This is a genomic window from Pseudomonas sp. M47T1 (genome assembly GCF_000263855.1).
Taxonomy (GTDB): domain Bacteria; phylum Pseudomonadota; class Gammaproteobacteria; order Pseudomonadales; family Pseudomonadaceae; genus Aquipseudomonas.
Window position 1 is genome coordinate 16,942 of record NZ_AJWX01000027.1, and the last position, 18,668, is coordinate 35,609.

The following is an 18,668-nucleotide window of genomic DNA, read 5'->3' on the forward strand; positions in this document are numbered from 1 at the left end:
ATAGGATCGACTTTGGTACGACGTAAAGACGGGAATCTCAAAGTCTCACGGATGGTATTCCAAAAGGTATTCCAATAAAAAAATTAACTGAAAATAACTCATTAAAATCAATACTTTATAAAGCCTGTTCAGATTACCCCGGCCCACCAAAAAAAGCGTCACGCAAAAGGCACCTCTAGCGGGCCTTTCTTGTTTCCGGGTGTTCATTTCTTCGCCCACCACCCTAGCCAGAGACCGCCCCATGCTCGAAGAACGATTGGATTTGTTGAAGCTTGCCAAGCCAGTGCGCAACCAGATTGATGACCTGGTGCGAGCGCTGAATGCCGCGAGCACGCGGGCGGATCTGGAGCGTGAGGCGCAGATGCAGATTGAGTTGATTGGCGAACTGGAGAGCGGGCGGAAGGTGAAGCCTGCGGATGTGGAGACGCTTTACATCATTTTTGATGACGCGGTGCAGGAGCGGTTGCAGGGGCTTGAGCAGTAGACCGCTCGCCCGGCATCACCGGTGGAATCAGCTGTCTTTTGTAAGATGACCTGTCTTTTTGTGAGACCAGCTGACTTCTGTGAGAACAGCAATCTTTTCGGGAGCGAACTCTGCCCCCGAAAAGAACACCGCGCACTGTCTGAGCAACCACACCAGCACAGACTATCGCCCACCTCCGCTATACCGGGCGCTATTGCGAGCGGGGCAAGCCAGCGATGGCGGCCTCTACCAATGCTCGGGCGATCTCATTCACATGCTCGACGTTGCGCGCCAGCGCCCGCCATTCTTCCGGGCAGTTTTCTACCAACTCGGTGGCGCCAGCACTGGCGCTGCGCAGGTAGAGGCTGGCTTGGACCAATACTTCCTCCAACGGCATGCCTTCACGCACGGCGAAGATGGGCATGTCACCCACGCAGGGGCCGAAGGCGTGGAAGGCGGAGACGTGGGGGCTTGGTGGTGCCGGGCGCTTGTAGGGTGAAATTCCTTCAGCGGCGAGGGCTTCGGGCGGTAGTGGTGGCAAGGCTAGATCGGGTGGATCGGGAACCGGCTTGAACATGGTGAACCTCTGACTTGGACAGTTGAGGTCAACCCCATCGCGACTAAACGATGGGAGGCGACCGTACGCGGGTTAGTCGACCGAGAAGTCAGCACCCGGCGCGCCGAAGCGCCCCACGTACGATCACCATAAAACGCTGCTGGCAAAAATGCCGGCAACACTTCAGGAGGGCGCTTTACGCGCCTGACTTCATTTCGAGCGACTAAACCCGACCGCTGATAAGCAGCGGCAAACGGAGGGTAGCTTCGAAAAAAAGCCAGTGCAAGCGACAATCAAGAACGCGAATTATGGAAACATTTAGCAATTCTTTCAAAGCTGTAGGACGATTATCGCAGATGTTGTGGGAACCTTCCTAGGACTTTTCCGAGGGCGACTGTGTGCAATGCAGTGGGGCCGCGTTTGGCATGACACCGATGATTTCGCAGCCTAGCGGTAGCGCCCACGACACCCACTGGGTACAAGACAGTTGCTGCTACAGAGGCGGTGCTAAGTGCAATTATTTTGGCATTTTGTCCTGGACAGTAACAGTTCGCTTGCACTTTGCAGGCGCACAGTGGCAACCAACGCATCAGCACTTCCCTTCCAGTTACCCGCAATTGAACACCACCGCCGAACATCCGCGCCCGTTGCGCAGTCTCACGTTATACCCACTGTCCACAGAGCCCGCCGCGGGCTCGGGAGTGTTCGTCGTGAAAGCTGCACAAGTGTTCACTTTCTCTGCAATCTTCCTGGCCGGCGTAGCCGCTCTGCCTGCCTATGCCGCCTGCACCACCCCCGTCGACCCCGACGGCGTGCACCTCCAGGAACAACAAAAAAACGGTATCACCTACCTGTCCGGCGGCTATGGCGAGGATGAGTCGTGCGCGATTCAACAGGTGCATGGCTATAACCTGCGCATCACCTTTTCCGCCGGGACCGACAACAAGTATGAGGCGGGCGTGCACACCAGCATTCAGAACCCGCAGGGCCATGAGGTGTTGACGCTGGACGACGCCGGGCCGATTTTGCTGGTGAAGCTGCCGGCCGGGAAGTATGTGGTGGTGTCTCAGGTGGATGGGCATGAAGTGCGCAATGCCGTGAACCTGGGGGATGGGAAGATGCAGTCGTTGAATGTTCACTGGCGTGAGGCGAGTTCGCCGGGTCAGTGATGGGCACCGGCCGCTGCCGAAGGCTGCGCTGGAGGGCCAGCGCAGCCTGGCGGCAGCGGCGACGGGTTATGTGGGTCAATCGTACGCCAAGGACCTTATGGCCCCACCTGTCTCGCAAGCTGGAAAAACTTCGCACGACCATCGCGGAATTTTCCCGCAACCCACCACTCCATACACAGCTGCCGCGCCGTTGCATGCTTTCTTTACAATCCTGCTACCAAGCGCGCCCCTCACGTGCCATAAACTGGACCGCTGGCAGGTCTTCACTGGAACACACTGGTTGTCTATGCGCATTTTGCTGATCTGCAAGGATATGGGCGGGTACATCCGCAAGCTGTCCGACTTTCTGAAGCTGCAGGGCCATGAGGTGCTGTTACTCGACACGTCCGCGTCCAGCCCCAAGCTGGACTTCCTGTCGGGCAAGCTGCGCTCGGTGGCTCGCCATCGGCTGGGCCTGTGGCTGGACGCGCGCAAGATCAAGGCCTTTGGCCGCGCCGACTATTTGCTGGTGGTGAACCCGGGCCAGGTGGAACCGGCCACCATCGAGCGGGCCATGGCCGTCAGCACGGTGAAGAAGGCGTACCTGTACGACAGCCTGGCGCGCTCGCCGGTGTCCGAGGCCTGGCTCAAGCGCTATGACCAGGTGTACAGCTTCGAGTCGCCCGACGCCGAGCGCCATGGGCTGACCAAGCTGCATAACTTCATGTACGAAGAGGTTGTTACACCGCCTGCCGCGGGCGAGGCGAAGTACAAGGCGTTTCTGGTGATGGCCGGGCTGGATCGGCTGGCGCTGCTGGATGCCATCGGCCAGCAGCTGGAGCAGGCTGGCTTTCCCGAGTACCTGTTTATGGTGCAGTACAAGAAAGCCGGCGAGGCACGCAGCAGGATTTCGTTTTTCCGCGAGCGCCTGGGGCTGGATGATGTGACCAGGCTCATCGCTGACGCCGACATCCTCATTGACCTGATTCGCCCACGGCAAAGCGGCCTGAGCTTTCGGCTGTTCGAGGGGATGATGCATGGCAAGAAGGTGATCACCAACAATGCGTCGGTGCGCGAGTATGATTTTTACAACCCGGCGAATATCCTGGTGATCGACGAGCAGAATCCGCAGGTCCCGCGGGCGTTTCTGGAAGGCCAGTACGTACCGGTGGCCGACGCGATCATGCAGCGCTACAGCCTGGCGGGTTGGTGCAACACGGTGTTTTCCGCGCCCCGCTGAGGCGCCTTGCGGCAGGCGATGACCGGCGTGGTGTCATCGCCGCCGCGCCCGGCTACTCTTCCTCTTCTTCCTCTTCCATGTCATAGCCCGCTTCGTGGCCCAGGTAAGCGGACCCTCCGCGCGCCGTGCCCCACGGCTGTTCAATCACTTCCCCGCTGTCCCATTCCTGGTACAGATTTTCCCTGACCACTGCGCTATCCATAGCGGCCATACGCGTACGATCACTGTTTGAGCGGTCCATAACCACCTCCTTTGGTTGAGTGGGAAAGCCTAGACAAGGAGGATCCCATCCACGCTGCCGCATGTCGGAATGTCGGACAAAACTGCCAAAGGCCAGCACACATCTTCATCCAAGGTCGGCTTGTTGGCGCGGCTGGCACTCTGACATAATCCGCGCCCTGATTTGCGGCGTGGCGCCTGAAAACGCCCCTTCCCTGCTGCCGCAAGCTGCGTAACGGACTACGTTGATGAGCTACTTTTCGATCGAATTCGGTCTCTGTTTCATTCTGTTTTTCTTGCTGTACTGGTGCCTGAATTTCAGCCTGCGCGTGCAGAACCTGCTGTTGCTGGCGGCCAGCTATGCCATTTTGGCCAGCTTCAACATGAGCTTCCTGTACATTCTGCTGGGGTACAGCGTGGCGGTGTTCGGGCTTGGGCATTTGAGCGCGCGCTACCCCGGGCGGCGCCTCACGTACGGGGCCATTCTGGCGTTGGTGCTGGGCTGCTTCTATTTCTTCAAGTACCAGGACTTCTTTGTCACCGGCGCCCAGCAAGGGTTGCAGGCCGTTGGCGTTGATATGGCGCTGCCGTTGATGGAAGTGCTGCTGCCGGTGGGCATGTCGTTTTATATCTTCCACTCGGTCAGCTACCTGATGTCCATCAACCGCGGCACGCTCAAGCCCGCCGCACCGCTGGACCTGGCGCTGTACCTGGCGTTTTTCCCCAGCCTGATCGCAGGCCCGGTGAACCGCGCCGAGCATTTGCTGCCGCAGATTCGCCCCAGTGCCCCGCGTGAGATTCTTCAGCCACAGCGTGCGCTGGGGCTGGTGGCGCTGGCCGTGGTGAAGTTGTTTCTGTTGAGCACCTGGCTGGCGAACAATTGGGTGGACCCGGTGTTCGATACCCCCACCGGCTTTTCCCCCGAGCAGATTTTGCTGAGCGTGTACGGCTATTCGCTGCAGATCTATTTCAACTTCAGCGGCTACACCAACCTGGTCACCGGCATCGCCCTGCTGCTGGGTTTGCGCCTGCCGCGCAACTTCGACTACCCGTACCTGGCACGCAACCTCAAGGAGTTTTGGGATCGCTGGCATATCAGTTTGTCCAAGTTCATCCGTGATTACGTGTACATCCCCTTGGGCGGTAACCGTAAAGGCTACTGGCGCGGCAACCTGAACCTGTTCGCCGCCATGGTGGTCTCGGGGCTGTGGCATGGCGCCAGTCTGAACTTCTTGATCTGGGGCGCGCTGCATGGCCTGGGGTTAATCGTGTACAAGCTGTATGTGCGGGCCTTCCCGGGTGAGCGCACCTGGTATGGTGCTGACCTGCTGGCACGCCTGCTGACCTTCCATTACGTGGCCTTTGCCTGGATTTTCTTCCGCAGCCCCACCCTGGAAGACACTCAGGACATGCTGGTCGGCCTCACCCATTTGTCGCTGGAGGGCCTGAGCCATGGCCCCTGGGGCGGCATCCTTGGCTGCCTGCTGTTGATTGCCTGCTACCCCTGGCTGGTCAGCAGCCTGCGCAAGGGCTTTGCCGCCAGCCAGCGCATTCCCTGGCTGGTGTACCCGGTGCCACTGGGTGTGTTTATTTCCATGGTCATTTTTGCGTCGCCGTCGGGCGTGCCGGGGTTCATCTATGCCAGCTTCTAATGGGGTGGCGCGTCATGTGGTGGCGCGGCAGTTCATCAAGGCGTGGCAGGTGACCCTGGGGTTGCTGGTGGCCGCGCTGATTCTGCTGTGGCTGAACCAGACCTCCGTGCGCCTGTATTGCCAACAGAAGTACCACGCCGATTGCAGCGTGCCGGGCCTGAATGACAACGCCGCCTGGGACTTTGGTGCGCAGTTGACAAACGCCATGGACGACGCCCGCACCGCCTTCCTGGCGCGCCTGGATGATACCCCGGCGCCGGCGCCCGTCGGCGACGCCCCCATGATCGCCGCCGAACCTGCCGTTACCCCTGCGCCGGTGGTTGCAGCGGTATCCGCGGCAAGCAAACCGAAGGTGGCAGTCAAGCTCACGCCGCTGACCATCGCCAACCTCAGCACCAACGACGAGGTGTTCTTCGTCGGCGATTCGCTGATGCAGGGCGTGGCGCCGCACATGGCCAATACCCTGCTAAAGCGCTACAAGATCAACAGCGTCAACCTCAGCAAGCAAAGCACCGGGCTTGCCTACCCGGGCTTTTTCAACTGGCCGCTGACGGTGCAGCAAACACTTGAAGCCAACCACAACATTCGCCTGATCGTGGTGTTCCTCGGCCCTAACGACCCATGGGACATGCCCGTGGCCAAGGGCAAGCCGTTCCTGCACTTTCACAGCGTCGACTGGGAAGCGTCCTACCGCCAGCGCGTGGAAAGCATTTTCGAACTGGCCAAGGCACACAATGTGCAGGTCATCTGGGTGGGGCCGCCGAACATGCGCAAGGACAAGCTGTCCACAGCCATGGCCTTCCTGCGCGACGTGTACAAGAGTGAAGCCGAGCATTACGGCCAGTTGTACCTGTCGGCCAACGATGTGCTGGGTTACCACGACGACGCATTTTCGCCGTACATGGAGAGTGCCGACGGCAAGAAGGTCAAGACTCGTGTCGATGACGGCATCCATTTCACCACCACTGGCCAGAAGCTGATCGCCGAGCGCGTGATGACGCTGATCAATGTCCAGAACCACGATTTAACGGAGCGTTGAATGAAACGACTGCCTGGCCCCATGACGCTGCTGAGCGCCCTGCTGGTGAGCGGCTGCAGCCCGGTCTCGGCCGTCGCCACGCAACCTGCACCAAGCCCTGCCAAAGTGGTGCGGGTGACCAAGGCGGCGGATGCCGAGCCCAACCTGCGGCTGTTGCAAAACAAACTGAAGAACGCCCAGCGCCAGGCGGTGACCATCGTCCAGTTGGGCGACTCGCACACGGCCGCCGACCTGCTCACCGGCGAGCTGCGCACGCGCTTTCAACAGGACTACGGCAACGGCGGCATCGGCTTCATTGCCGGCTCGCCGGTGCCGGGCACCCGTTATGACCAGGTGCGTATCACTGCGGCCAAGAGCCAGTGGAGCCTGATTTCCGCGCGTAACCAGCACAGTGACCGTTTCCCGTTGGGCGGCTACCTGTCCATGCCACTGACTGCGGGCGCCCATGTGCACCTGGAACCTACGCCGCCTACCGACATGCGTTATAGGGTGTCGACCCTGTACCAGGCCGGCAGCAACAACCGCGTGCAGGCCCACGATGCCTACACCCAGGCCGCACGCTCGCTGCCCATGACCAATGGCCAGTGGCGCCTGAGCCCGGCCATGGACAACCTGGCGCTGCCGCTGGACCTGACCTTTGCCAGCAGCCAGAACCTGGCCGTGGGTGGCTGGAACATCCTGGGCCAGAGCAACAGCGGCGTGGTGTTTTCCACCCTGGGTATCAATGGTGCGCAATTGAGCGTGGTGGACAAGTGGCAGCCGGGCTGGCTGGACACGCTGAAGGCGCTCAAGCCGGACCTGCTGATTCTGTCCTACGGCACCAACGAAGCGTTCGATGACGACCTGGACGTGGGCCTGTACGAAAGCCAGCACAACCAGCGCATCGTGCAACTGCGCCAGGCCCTGCCCGGTACCGTGCTGCTGATCATTGGTGCGCCGGATTCGATCAAGAACAAGGGCGCTTCAAGTTGCCAGGCGCGCCTGCCGCGCAGCCTGCACCCGGTGATGGAGGCTCAGCAGCGCGTCGCCCAGCAGAACCGCACGCTGTACTGGAGCTGGCAGAAGTTCATGGGGGGCGACTGCTCCATCGTCAACTGGCAGGCCCAGGACATGGCGCGCCCGGACCTGGTGCATTTCAGCAAGGAAGGCTACATCAAGGTGGCGGATGGCTTGTATGACTACCTCAACGGATTGATTGCGCCTTCAAAACACTGAAAATCCTCTGCTCCCACACAGAGACAGCTGCTGGTACATGGCTTGCGTTGATACCCGCGAACAGGTGCCAGCGCGTAGCGTGTGTGGGAGCGGGCTCTACCCGCGAAAAGATCGCCGCATAGCCCCTGACAGGCCGAGGTGTATTTTTCGCGGGCAAAGCCCCCTCCCGCATCTGCGTCTCGCCGCTACAGCTGATCCGCTTTTTGCCCCACCCATCTGCTCCTTATCCCCCTCCCCCCTTCTGCGCTATTATTCCTGGAATGTCATCTTCTGGCATACCGAATACCTTTTGTCGTCTGCCCACCCCTGCGCCTTGCACAAAGGGGCTTGCACGAACAATATTATGGTATACCATCATACAACAACACGTATCCCATCCCTAAAATGGAGCAGGCCATGAGTTTCGAAATTCGCAAGATCGTCAGCTACACCGAGGAAACCCTCATCGAAGGCGGCAAGGCCACTGACACGCCGGTCACCATGGTCGGCCTGGCCGTGGTGATCAAGAACCCATGGGTGGGCAACGGCTTTGTCGAAGACCTCAAGCCGGTCATCAAAGCCAACTGCTCCGAACTGGGTGCCCTGATGGTCGAGCGCCTGACCGCCGCCATCGGCGGTGCCGACAAGATCCAAGCCTACGGCAAAGCCGCCGTGGTGGGCGCCGATGGTGAAATCGAACACGCCTCGGCCGTTATCCACACCCTGCGTTTCGGCAACCACTACCGCGAAGCCGTGCAAGCCAAGAGCTACCTGAGCTTCACCAACAAGCGCGGCGGCCCGGGCACCTCCATCCAGATCCCGATGATGCACAAGGATGACGAAGGCCTGCGCTCGCACTACATCACCCTGGAAATGAAGATCGAAGACGCCCCGCGCGCCGACGAGATCGTGGTAGTGCTGGGCGCTGCCAACGGTGGCCGTCTGCACCCGCGCATCGGCAACCGCTACATCGACCTTGAAGAACTGGCCGCAGAAAAAAACAACTAAGGCTTGCAGGAGCGTTCCATGATTCGGCCTACCGCTGAAACTACCCCGGCCGGCACCAGTTACCTGGCGACCGGCCAAGGCCACCCCGTGATCCTGATCCATGGCGTGGGCCTGAACAAAGAAATGTGGGGCGGCCAGATCGTTGGCCTGGCCCCGCATTACAGTGTCATTGCCTACGACATGCTCGGCCACGGCGCCAGCCCGCGCCCCGCCGCCGGCACGCCGCTGGGCGGTTATGCCGACCAATTGCTGGAACTGCTCGACCACCTGCAGATCCCCCAGGCCATCGTCATCGGTTTCTCGATGGGCGGCCTGGTGGCGCGCGCCTTTGCCTTGCACCACCCCACGCGCCTGTCGGGGCTGGTGGTGCTCAACAGCGTATTCAACCGCAGTGCCGAACAACGTGCCGGCGTGATCGCCCGCACCGCCCAGGCCGCCGAACACGGCCCGGACGCCAACGCCGAAGCCGCCCTGTCGCGCTGGTTCAGCCGCGAATACCAGGCCGCCAACCCGGCGCAGATTGCCGCGATCCGCCAGACCCTGGCCGGCAATGACCCCCAGGGTTACCTGACCACCTATGAGCTGTTCGCCACCCAGGACATGTACCGCGTCGACGACCTGGCCACTATTCAGGTGCCGACGCTGATCGCCACCGGCGAGCTGGACCCCGGGTCCACGCCGCTGATGGCCCGGGAGCTGGCCGAACGCATTCCTGGCGCGCAAGTTGCCGTGCTCGACGAACAACGGCATATGATGCCGGTAGAGTCGCCGCGCCTGGTGAACCAGATGCTGCTGGAATTCCTCGCCCACGCGCTCACCCTCCAGAACCACGCCAAGGGGATCGTTGCATGACGCTCGCAACCTTTCAGATGTGCATCGACGGCCAGTGGGTTGATGCCCTGTCCGGCAAGACCTTCGAAAGCCTCAACCCGGCCACGGCGCAAGCCTGGGCCGCGCTGCCCGACGCCGATGAAGCCGATGTGGAACGTGCCGTGCAATCGGCGCAGAAAGCCTTTGAAAGCCCGGCCTGGCGTGGTTTGACCGCCACCGCCCGAGGCAAGCTGCTGCGCCGCCTGGGTGACCTGATTGCCGAGAACAAGGAGCAACTGGCCCAGCTGGAAAGCCGCGACAACGGCAAGCTGATCCGCGAAACCCGCGGCCAGGTGGGCTACCTGCCCGAGTTCTTCCATTACACCGCAGGCCTGGCCGACAAGCTGGAAGGCGGCACACTGCCGCTGGACAAGCCTGACCTGTTTGCCTACACCGTGCACGAACCCATCGGCGTGGTAGCCGGGATCATCCCGTGGAACAGCCCGCTGTACCTCACCGCCATCAAGCTGGCCCCGGCCTTGGCCGCGGGCAACACCATCGTGCTCAAGCCCTCGGAGCATGCGTCAGCCACCATCCTTGAGCTGGCGCGCCTGGCCCTGGAAGCCGGCATTCCGCCGGGCGTGGTCAACGTGGTCACCGGCTACGGCCCCAGCACCGGCGCAGCCCTGACCCGCCACCCGCTGGTGCGCAAGATTGCCTTCACCGGCGGCGCCGCCACCGCGCGCCATGTGGTGCGCAGCAGCGCCGAGAACTTCGCCAAGCTGTCGCTGGAACTGGGCGGCAAGTCACCGAACATCATCTTCGCCGACGCCGACCTGGACAGCGCCATCAACGGTGCCGTGGCCGGCATCTACGCGGCGTCGGGCCAAAGCTGCGTGTCCGGTTCGCGCCTGTTGGTGCAGGACGAGATCTACGACGAGTTCGTGACCCGCTTGGTGGAGCGCGCCCAGCGCATCCGCATCGGCAACCCGCAGGATGAAACCAGCGAAATGGGCCCCATGGCCACCGCTCAACAGTTGGCCGTGGTCGAGGGCCTGGTGGCCGCCGCCATCGCCGAAGGCGCTACCCTGCGCACCGGCGGCAAGCGCGCGCAGAGCGACAGCGACGGCTGGTACTACGAGCCCACCCTGTTCGAGTGCAACAGCAACTCGATGAAGATCATGCAGGAAGAAGTGTTCGGCCCCGTGGCCTCGGTTATCCGCTTCAAGACCGAAGCCCAAGCGCTGGCCATCGCCAACGACTCGCAGTTCGGCCTGGCCGCCGGCATCTGGACCCGCGACCTGGGCCGCGCCCACCGTTTGGCCCGCGACGTGCGTTCGGGCATTATCTGGGTCAATACCTACCGCGCTGTCTCGGCCATGGCCCCGATCGGCGGTTTCAAGAACAGCGGCTATGGCCGCGAGAGCGGCATCGATTCGGTGCTGGCCTACACGGAACTGAAAACCGTGTGGATCAACCTCTCGCAGGCCCCCATGCCCGACCCTTTTGTGATGCGTTAAGAGACCCGCTGCCATGATCGAACCCGGCATCTACAAAGAAGTAATGGCGTCATTCCCGTCCGGCGTCACCGTGGTGACCACCCTGGACCCGGAAGGCGGCATCGTCGGCATCACCGCCAGCGCTTTCAGCGCCCTGTCCATCGACCCGGCGCTGGTGCTGTTCTGCCCCAACTACGCGTCCGACACCTACCCGGTGCTGCGCGACAGCAAGCGCTTCGCCATTCACCTGCTGTCCGCCGACCAGAAGGCCGAGGCCTACGCCTTTGCCGGCAAGGGCAAAGACAAGGCCCAGGGCATCGAATGGCACCTGAGCGAGCTGGGCAACCCGCTGCTGGCCAAGGCCACGGCTATCATCGAATGCGAGTTGTGGCGTGAATACGATGGTGGTGACCACGCCATCATCGTCGGCCAGGTGAAAAACCTGATATTGCCGGCGGACCCTGTGACCCCGATGGTCTATCACAAGGGCAAGCTTGGGGCGTTGCCCAGCATCGGTTAAACCTGTTCGCGGGCACGGCCCGCTTCTACAAGGGCCAATTACGCCCGGTAGGAGCGGGTCGTGCCCGCGAACAGGCCAGCCGATTCAACCTGACCGTTTGCGTGATAAACTCGCCCATGATTTTCGGCCCTTGTCCGGCCCCCATTCCGGCCCTGAGGTATCCACCCCACTAATCAGAGCGGACCCAATGAAACGCCTGCCACTCGACGACAGCTTCAAGGTCAATCGCAACCCGGTCACCCTGCGCGAAATCGTGCTGGAAAAACTGCGCAGCGCCATCATGAATTTCCAGCTGCTGCCCGGCGACCGCCTGGTAGAGCGCGACCTGTGCGACCGCCTGGGGGTCAGCCGTACCTCGGTGCGTGAAGCCCTGCGCCACCTGGAATCCGAAGGCCTGGTGGAATTCGCCGACGCCAAGGGCCCGCGCGTGGCCATCATTACCCTGGAAGACGCACGCGACATCTACGAGCTGCGCTGCGTGCTCGAAGGCCTGATCGTGCAGTTGTTCACCCTGAACGCCAAGGCCAAGGACATCCGCGCCCTGGAAAAAGCCCTGGACGAGAACCGCAAGGCGCTCAATGAAGGCGAACTGACTCAGGTGCTGGACTCGGTGCAAGGCTTCTACGACGTGCTGCTGGAAGGCTCGGGCAACCATGTGGCCGCTACTCAGCTGCGCCAGTTGCAGGCGCGCATCAGCTACCTGCGGGCTACCTCGGTGTCCCAGGAAAACCGCCGCGGCGCCAGCAACCAGGAAATGGAACGCATTGTCGCGGCCATCAAGAGCGGCGACCCGCTGGCCGCGCACCAAGCCTCGGTGGACCACGTGCGCGCTGCCGCGAAAGTGGCGCTGGACTACCTGCGCCTGAAGCAGAACGACACCAGCAAGCTGCGCGACATCGCCACGCCCATCGTCCAGAAAGAACCCCGCATAGGTAGCTGATCATGCCCAGCCCGCGCTTCTGCCCACAATGCGGTGCCGCCCACCTGGTTCACCAGGTACCCGACGGCGACACCCATGAACGGCTGATGTGCACGGGCTGCGGCTACATCCACTACATCAACCCGAAGATCATTGCCGGCTGCATCATCGAGCAGGACGGCAAGTACTTGCTGTGCCAGCGCGCCATCCCCCCGCGCCCTGGCACCTGGACGCTGCCGGCAGGCTTCATGGAAGCCGGGGAAACCACCGAGCAGGCGGCCGTGCGCGAAGTATGGGAAGAGACCGGCGTGCGCGCCGACATCGTCTCACCCTATTCCATCTTCAGCGTGCCGCGCATCAGCGAGGTGTACATCATCTTCCGCGCCATCGCCGTGGAAATCACCGGCGCCTTCGGCCCGGAAACCCTCGACTACCGCTTCTTCGCCCCCCAAGACATCCCCTGGGACGCCATCTACTACCCGGCCATCCGGCAGATCCTCGAACGCTATATCGAGGAGCGCCAGGCCGGGGTGTATGGCATCTACATGGGCAATGACGACAGCGGCAAGATCCACTTCATTCGTTGATCACGCCGCGTCGTCTCCCAGCGGGTACCCCTCGACTATGATGATTTCAGCGGTGGCCGCGCCTTCGCGTTGGGCCTTGGCCTGCTGATATTCGGGCGAGTTGTAGCAGTCGATGGCGTGCTGGTACGAGGGGAACTCGATCACCACGCTGCGCTGCGGGGTCTCGCGCCCTTCCATGGCAATGCTGCGCCCACCGCGGGCAAGAAACCTGGCACCGTACAGGGCGAACGCCGTGGGGGCGCGCTGGGTGTACTCGGTGTATTGCTCAGGGTCGGTGACATCTACCTGGGCTATCCAATAAGCCTTCATTACTACCTCGACGTTCCCGTTAAAATTGTATTATGGTATACCAGAATAACGATACAGCCTGCCAGCTATAGGTGAGACAACACATGGCCTTCAATAGCACCGAAGAAATCATCGAAGACTTCCGCCAGGGCAAGATGGTATTGCTGGTCGACGATGAGGATAGAGAAAACGAAGGCGACCTGCTGCTGGCAGCCGACCGCTGCACCGCCGCCGACATCAGTTTCATGGCCCGCGAGGCCCGTGGCCTGATCTGCCTGACGCTGACTGACGAGCACTGCCAACGCCTGGGGCTGGAGCAGATGGTGCCGGCCAACGGCAGTGTGTTCGCCACCGCGTTTACCGTGTCCATCGAAGCCGCCACTGGGGTGACGACCGGTATCAGCGCCGCCGACCGCGCGCGCACCGTGCAGGCCGCCGTGGCGGCTGGCGCCACGGCCCATGACATTGTGCAGCCGGGGCACATCTTTCCCTTGCGTGCCCGCGAAGGCGGCGTACTCACCCGCGCCGGCCACACCGAAGCCGGTTGCGACCTGGCCCGCCTGGCCGGTTTTACCCCCGCGGCGGTGATCGTCGAAGTGATGAACGACGACGGCACCATGGCTCGCCGCCCCGACCTGGAAGTGTTCGCACGCAAGCACGGCATCAAGATCGGCACCATTGCCGACCTCATCCACTACCGCCTCAGCACCGAGCACACCATCGTGCGTAACGGCGAGCGCGACCTGCCCACCGTGCACGGCACCTTCCGCCTGATTACCTATGAAGACCGCATCGAAGGCGGCGTGCACATGGCCATGGTGATGGGCGACATTCGCCGCGACGACCCAACCCTGGTGCGCGTCCACGTGATCGATCCACTGCGCGACCTGGTGGGCGCCGAGTACAGCGGGCCCAGTAACTGGACCCTGTGGGCAGCGTTGCAGCGCGTGGCGGAGGAAGGCCGCGGCGTGGTGGTGGTGCTGGCCAACCATGAATCGTCCCAGGCCTTGCTGGAACGCGTGCCGCAGCTCACCCAGCCACCCCGGCAGTACAGCCGGTCGCAGTCGCGGATTTATTCAGAGGTGGGTACCGGCGCGCAGATTCTGCAGGACATCGGCGTGGGCAAATTGCGCCACCTGGGGCCGCCGCTGAAATATGCGGGCCTGACGGGTTATGACTTGGAGGTCGTGGAAAGCATCCCTTTCACCGCTTGACCGAGGGTGCTGCAGCGCTTTTGTGGGCGCGGGCCCTGCCCGCGAAAAGAACGCTGCGGTGCCATTGACGTTCGCGGTGCCTTCTTCGCGGGCAGAGCCTGCGCCCACGCAAATAGAGGACAACCTGACCACGTGCAGATAGCCGGTAAGGCGAAACTCTTGTACAAATCTTGGAATACCATAATATGATATTCCAGTAGACCGAAAGAATGTGTCAGGTGCGCCCGCCAGGGACAGCACAAACAACAAGCCCTGACGCGGTCGACCATTACCAGGTCCCCTGGACCCACTGCTCCCGAAAGGCGGGCGTTGTAACAGCCCGCTCAAAACACAACAAATGAGGGCGTACAAATGGTGTTCAACAAAGGTGCTACCGCGGTTCTCGCCGCCAGCATTCTGGCCGTATCCACAAGCGTTGCATTTGCCGCCGACAGCATGAGCTTCGTCAGCTGGGGTGGCTCCACCCAGGACGCGCAAAAGGCCGCATGGGCCGAGCCCTTCAGCCAGCAAGCCAACATCAAGGTGGTGCAGGACGGCCCTACCGACTACGGCAAACTCAAGGCCATGGTCGACAGCGGCAACGTGCAATGGGACGTGGTTGACGTGGAAGCGGACTTCGCCCTGCGCGCCGCCGCCGAAGGCTTGCTCGAACCGCTGGACTTCAAGGTGATTGACCGCGACAAGATCGACCCGCGTTTCGTGGGCGACCACGGTGTGGGCTCGTTTTACTTCTCCTTCGTGCTGGGCTACAACGAAGGCAAGCTGGGTGCCGGCAAGCCTCAGGACTGGACCGCCCTGTTCGATACCAAAACCTACCCTGGCAAACGCGCCCTGTACAAATGGCCAAGCCCCGGCGTGCTGGAACTGGCCCTGCTGGCCGACGGCGTGCCCGCCGACAAGCTCTACCCGCTGGACCTGGACCGCGCCTTCAAGAAACTCGACACCATCAAGAAAGACATCGTGTGGTGGGGCGGTGGCGCCCAGTCCCAGCAACTGCTGGCCTCGGGTGAAGCCAGCATCGGCCAGTTCTGGAACGGCCGCATCTACGCCCTGCAACAGGACGGCGCGCCCGTGGGCGTGAGCTGGAAGCAGAACCTGGTCATGGCCGATTTCCTGGTCATCCCCAAGGGCTCGAAAAACAAGGACGCGGCCATGAAGTTCCTGGCCAATTCCAGCTCGGCCAAGGGCCAGGCCGACTTCGCCAACCTGACCGCCTACGCCCCGGTGAACAAAGACAGCGTGAGCTTGCTCAAGCCTGAACTCGCGCCAAACCTGCCCACTGCCTACGCTAAGGATCAGATCACCCTCGACTTCGCCTACTGGGCCAAAAATGGCCCGGCTATCGCGACACGGTGGAACGAATGGCTGGTCAAATGAAGATGACGGCGGCTACCCCCCGCCACGGCAACGACAGCGCGCCCCGCGCTGTCGGCGTCACCCCGAAGGCGGTAGTCATGAACACACCCACGTTGGCCCAACGCTGGCGCGGCAGCCGCAACCTGCTGCCGGCCCTGCTGTTCCTTGGGCTGTTCTTTTTCGCACCGCTGATCGGCCTGTTGTTGCGCGGCGTGCTGGAACCGGTGCCGGGCCTGGGCAACTACCAGGAACTGTTCGCCAACTCGGCCTACGCCCGGGTGTTGTTCAACACCTTCTCGGTGGCCGGCCTGGTGACGCTGTTCAGCGTGCTGCTGGGCTTCCCCCTGGCCTGGGTGATCACCCTGGTACCGCGTGGCTGGGGGCGCTGGTTGCTGAACATCGTGCTGCTGTCGATGTGGACCAGCCTGCTGGCGCGCACTTATTCGTGGCTGGTGCTGTTGCAGGCCAGCGGCGTGATCAACAAGGCGCTGATGGCCATGGGCATCATCGATCAACCGCTGGAGATGGTGCATAACCTCACCGGCGTGGTGATCGGCATGAGCTACATCATGATCCCGTTCATCGTGCTGCCGTTGCAGGCCACCATGCAGGCCATCGACCCGATGGTGTTGCAGGCCGGCGCCATTTGCGGCGCCAGCCCGTGGACCAACTTCTTCCGGGTGTTTTTGCCGCTGTGCCGCTCGGGGCTGTTTTCCGGCGCCTTGATGGTGTTCGTGATGTCCCTGGGGTACTACGTGACGCCCGCACTGTTGGGCGGCGCGCAGAACATGATGCTGCCCGAGTTCATCGTCCAGCAGGTGCAGTCGTTCCTCAACTGGGGCTTGGCCAGCGCGGCCGCCGCCTTGCTGATCGTCATCACCCTGGTGCTGTTCTACTTCTACCTGAAGCTGCAACCGGAAAGCCCGGTCGGCTCCAGCAACGCGAGGTAAACCGACATGCTCCTGACCCCCAATGCCATGAGCACACGGATGCGTTTTGGCCTGTACACCACCACGGGCATCATCGCGCTGTTCCTGCTGCTGCCCATTGTGTTCATCGTGCTGCTGTCGTTCGGCTCATCGCAATGGCTGGTGTTTCCGCCGCCGGGCTGGACGACCAAATGGTATGTGCAGTTTTTCTCCAACGCCGACTGGATGGACGCGGCACTGTCGAGCTTGAAAGTGGCGGTACTGACGACCATTTTCGCGGTAGCCCTGGGCCTGCCCACGGCCTTCGCCCTGGTGCGCGGCAAGTTCCCTGGCCGCGACCTGCTCTATGGCCTGTTTACCCTGCCAATGATCGTGCCGCTGGTGATCATCGCCGTGGCGGTGTACGCGCTGTTCCTCAAGCTGGGCTACACCGGCACGCTGTTCGCGTTTGTGGTCAGCCACGTGATCGTGGCGTTGCCGTTCACCATCATCTCCATCATCAACTCGCTGAAGCTGTTCGACCAATCCATCGAGGACGCCGCAGTCATTTGCGGCGCCTCACGCTTGCAGGCGATTTTCAAGGTCACCTTCCCCGGCATTCGCCCGGGCATGGTTGCCGGCGGCCTGTTTGCCTTTCTGGTGTCGTGGGACGAAGTGGTGCTGAGCGTGATGATGGCCAGCCCTACCCTGCAAACCCTGCCCGTGAAAATGTGGACCACCCTGCGCCAGGATCTGACCCCGGTGATCGCCGTCGCTTCGACGCTGTTGATTGCCCTGTCGGTGCTGGTGATGGTCATCGCCGCCGCCCTGCGTCGGCGCAATGAAATGCGTCTGGGAGTTTCCAAATGAGTGCCGTGATCAACGAAACCGCGCAACCGGGCAAAACCCTGGTCAGCCTGCGTAACCTGAACAAACATTACGGCGACTTTGCCGCTGTGGACAACATTTCCCTGGACATACAGGACGGCGAATTCCTCACCTTCCTGGGCTCCAGCGGCTCGGGCAAAAGCACCACCCTGTCGATGCTGGCCGGCTTTGAAACGCCCAGCAGCGGCGAGATCCTGGTCAATGGCCAGTCACTGGTGAACGTGCCGCCGCACAAGCGCGACATCGGCATGGTATTCCAGCGCTATTCGCTGTTCCCGCACTTGTCGGTACGCGACAACATCGGCTTCCCGCTGAGCATCCGCAAGCACTCCACCGCCGAAGTGAACAAGCGCGTCGATGCCATGCTCAAGCTGGTGCAACTCGAATCCTTCGCCCATCGCCGCCCTTCGCAAATGTCCGGCGGCCAGCAACAGCGCGTGGCCATCGCCCGCGCCCTGGTGTACGAGCCACGCATTCTGCTGATGGACGAACCCCTCGGCGCCCTGGACAAGAAACTGCGTGAAGACCTGCAAGACGAACTGCGCCAGTTGCACCGGCGGCTGGGCATCACCATCGTTTACGTCACCCACGACCAGGAAGAAGCCATGCGCCTGTCCCAGCGCATCGCCATTTTCAGCCACGGCAAGATCGTGGGCCTGGGCACCGGCTACGACCTGTACCAGAACCCGCCGAATGCCTTCGTGGCATCGTTCCTGGGCAACTCCAACTTCCTCAAACTCAAGGCCCAGGGTAATGCTTCGGCCAGCTTCGGCAACCAGCCGCTGTCCATCCGCCTGACCGCTGGCTTGCGCACCGACCAGGACATCCTGCTCATGGTGCGCCCGGAAAAGGCCCAGGCCCTGAGCGTGGAACAGGCCAACCAACTGCCCCTGCAAGCGGGCTGGAACGAAGTGGCGGCCAAGGTCACCGAGGTGTTGTTCCTGGGCGAAAGCCAGACCTGCAGCGTGGTCACCACCGGCGGCACGCCCATGACCGTCAAGGCCCTGAGCGCGGCGGGCATGCCCCTCAAGGCCGGCGATGCCGTGCGCGTGCGCTGGGCCACGGCGGATGCGTGTGTGTATACCCAGTGGGCCGAAGGTGACCTGAACAAGGCGGCTGGCGCGCACTGAGTTTGCCCGCAAAGAAAAAGGCGCCTGACC

Annotated in this window: 20 protein-coding genes; 17 read left to right on the forward strand and 3 right to left on the reverse strand. The window is 62.0% G+C overall.

The genetic code is table 11. The annotated features are described in order from the left end of the window. Positions 1 to 241 precede the first annotated feature (241 nt). Positions 242 to 484, forward strand: a complete 243-nt coding sequence (locus PMM47T1_RS22905; RefSeq protein ID WP_008373563.1) for a hypothetical protein — start codon at positions 242 to 244, stop codon at positions 482 to 484. 190 nt (positions 485 to 674) lie between these two features. Here the strand turns inward: PMM47T1_RS22905 and PMM47T1_RS30455 are convergent, their stop codons facing one another. Further along, a complete protein-coding gene (locus tag PMM47T1_RS30455) occupies positions 675 to 1,040 on the reverse strand; it encodes a hypothetical protein (RefSeq protein ID WP_238536653.1) in 366 nt (121 codons plus the stop codon). A gap of 689 nt (positions 1,041 to 1,729) precedes the next feature. On the opposite strand from PMM47T1_RS30455, the gene PMM47T1_RS22915 reads away from it, so the two are divergent. Further along, on the forward strand, positions 1,730 to 2,188 hold the full coding sequence (locus PMM47T1_RS22915; protein ID WP_008373567.1) for a hypothetical protein: 459 nt from the start codon (positions 1,730 to 1,732) through the stop codon (positions 2,186 to 2,188). Positions 2,189 to 2,468: 280 nt separating this feature from the next. After that, the gene (locus tag PMM47T1_RS22920; protein WP_157213074.1) at positions 2,469 to 3,407 is read left to right on the forward strand and encodes a hypothetical protein; all 939 of its coding nucleotides are present in this window, start codon (positions 2,469 to 2,471) and stop codon (positions 3,405 to 3,407) included. A 52-nt stretch (positions 3,408 to 3,459) separates the two neighbouring features. Here the strand turns inward: PMM47T1_RS22920 and PMM47T1_RS22925 are convergent, their stop codons facing one another. Continuing rightward, entirely contained in the window at positions 3,460 to 3,648 is a 189-nt protein-coding gene (locus PMM47T1_RS22925) for a hypothetical protein (protein WP_008373571.1), read from the reverse strand. Between the two features lie 226 nt (positions 3,649 to 3,874). Between PMM47T1_RS22925 and PMM47T1_RS22930 the strand changes: the two genes are divergently transcribed. The 9 genes from PMM47T1_RS22930 (at position 3,875) to PMM47T1_RS22970 (ending at position 12,854) form a co-directional block, all read left to right on the forward strand. Continuing rightward, positions 3,875 to 5,278, forward strand: coding sequence for an MBOAT family O-acyltransferase (locus tag PMM47T1_RS22930; RefSeq protein ID WP_008373573.1), 1,404 nt, complete (start codon positions 3,875 to 3,877; stop codon positions 5,276 to 5,278). Then, positions 5,265 to 6,317: an SGNH/GDSL hydrolase family protein gene (locus tag PMM47T1_RS22935; protein WP_043301434.1), complete on the forward strand. Its 1,053-nt coding sequence runs from the start codon at positions 5,265 to 5,267 to the stop codon at positions 6,315 to 6,317. The genes PMM47T1_RS22930 and PMM47T1_RS22935 overlap by 14 nt, the downstream gene beginning before the upstream one ends. Further along, entirely contained in the window at positions 6,318 to 7,532 is a 1,215-nt protein-coding gene (locus tag PMM47T1_RS22940) for an SGNH/GDSL hydrolase family protein (protein WP_008373578.1), read from the forward strand. Positions 7,533 to 7,928: 396 nt separating this feature from the next. Beyond that, entirely contained in the window at positions 7,929 to 8,519 is a 591-nt protein-coding gene (locus PMM47T1_RS22945; protein ID WP_008373579.1) for an amino acid synthesis family protein, read from the forward strand. An 18-nt stretch (positions 8,520 to 8,537) separates the two neighbouring features. After that, positions 8,538 to 9,371, forward strand: coding sequence for an alpha/beta fold hydrolase (locus PMM47T1_RS22950; protein ID WP_008373582.1), 834 nt, complete (start codon positions 8,538 to 8,540; stop codon positions 9,369 to 9,371). Next, positions 9,368 to 10,849 (forward strand): aldehyde dehydrogenase, encoded by a 1,482-nt coding sequence (locus PMM47T1_RS22955; protein ID WP_008373583.1) that lies wholly within the window; start codon positions 9,368 to 9,370, stop codon positions 10,847 to 10,849. The genes PMM47T1_RS22950 and PMM47T1_RS22955 overlap by 4 nt, the downstream gene beginning before the upstream one ends. Positions 10,850 to 10,862: 13 nt before the next feature. Then, a complete protein-coding gene (locus tag PMM47T1_RS22960; RefSeq protein WP_008373584.1) occupies positions 10,863 to 11,348 on the forward strand; it encodes a flavin reductase family protein in 486 nt (161 codons plus the stop codon). A gap of 187 nt (positions 11,349 to 11,535) precedes the next feature. Beyond that, positions 11,536 to 12,288, forward strand: a complete 753-nt coding sequence (locus tag PMM47T1_RS22965; protein ID WP_008373585.1) for a GntR family transcriptional regulator — start codon at positions 11,536 to 11,538, stop codon at positions 12,286 to 12,288. Between the two features lie 2 nt (positions 12,289 to 12,290). Further along, complete coding sequence (locus tag PMM47T1_RS22970; RefSeq protein ID WP_008373586.1) at positions 12,291 to 12,854, forward strand: NUDIX hydrolase; 564 nt, start codon at positions 12,291 to 12,293, stop codon at positions 12,852 to 12,854. Here the strand turns inward: PMM47T1_RS22970 and PMM47T1_RS22975 are convergent, their stop codons facing one another. Continuing rightward, positions 12,855 to 13,163: a DUF1330 domain-containing protein gene (locus tag PMM47T1_RS22975; RefSeq protein WP_008373587.1), complete on the reverse strand. Its 309-nt coding sequence runs from the start codon at positions 13,161 to 13,163 to the stop codon at positions 12,855 to 12,857. An 83-nt stretch (positions 13,164 to 13,246) separates the two neighbouring features. On the opposite strand from PMM47T1_RS22975, the gene ribBA reads away from it, so the two are divergent. From ribBA to PMM47T1_RS23000, 5 genes are all read left to right on the forward strand, one after another. Next, positions 13,247 to 14,356 carry a bifunctional 3,4-dihydroxy-2-butanone-4-phosphate synthase/GTP cyclohydrolase II gene (gene ribBA, locus PMM47T1_RS22980; protein ID WP_008373588.1) on the forward strand — a complete coding sequence of 370 codons (1,110 nt, stop codon included), beginning with the start codon at positions 13,247 to 13,249 and terminating at the stop codon, positions 14,354 to 14,356. 351 nt (positions 14,357 to 14,707) lie between these two features. After that, complete coding sequence (locus PMM47T1_RS22985; protein WP_008373589.1) at positions 14,708 to 15,733, forward strand: ABC transporter substrate-binding protein; 1,026 nt, start codon at positions 14,708 to 14,710, stop codon at positions 15,731 to 15,733. Continuing rightward, on the forward strand, positions 15,718 to 16,662 hold the full coding sequence (locus PMM47T1_RS22990; protein WP_085989379.1) for an ABC transporter permease: 945 nt from the start codon (positions 15,718 to 15,720) through the stop codon (positions 16,660 to 16,662). The genes PMM47T1_RS22985 and PMM47T1_RS22990 overlap by 16 nt, the downstream gene beginning before the upstream one ends. A 6-nt stretch (positions 16,663 to 16,668) precedes the next feature. Next, positions 16,669 to 17,490, forward strand: a complete 822-nt coding sequence (locus tag PMM47T1_RS22995) for an ABC transporter permease (RefSeq protein ID WP_043301435.1) — start codon at positions 16,669 to 16,671, stop codon at positions 17,488 to 17,490. Then, a complete protein-coding gene (locus tag PMM47T1_RS23000) occupies positions 17,487 to 18,638 on the forward strand; it encodes an ABC transporter ATP-binding protein (RefSeq protein WP_008373592.1) in 1,152 nt (383 codons plus the stop codon). Before PMM47T1_RS22995 ends, PMM47T1_RS23000 begins: the two co-directional genes overlap by 4 nt. Positions 18,639 to 18,668: the final 30 nt, after the last annotated feature.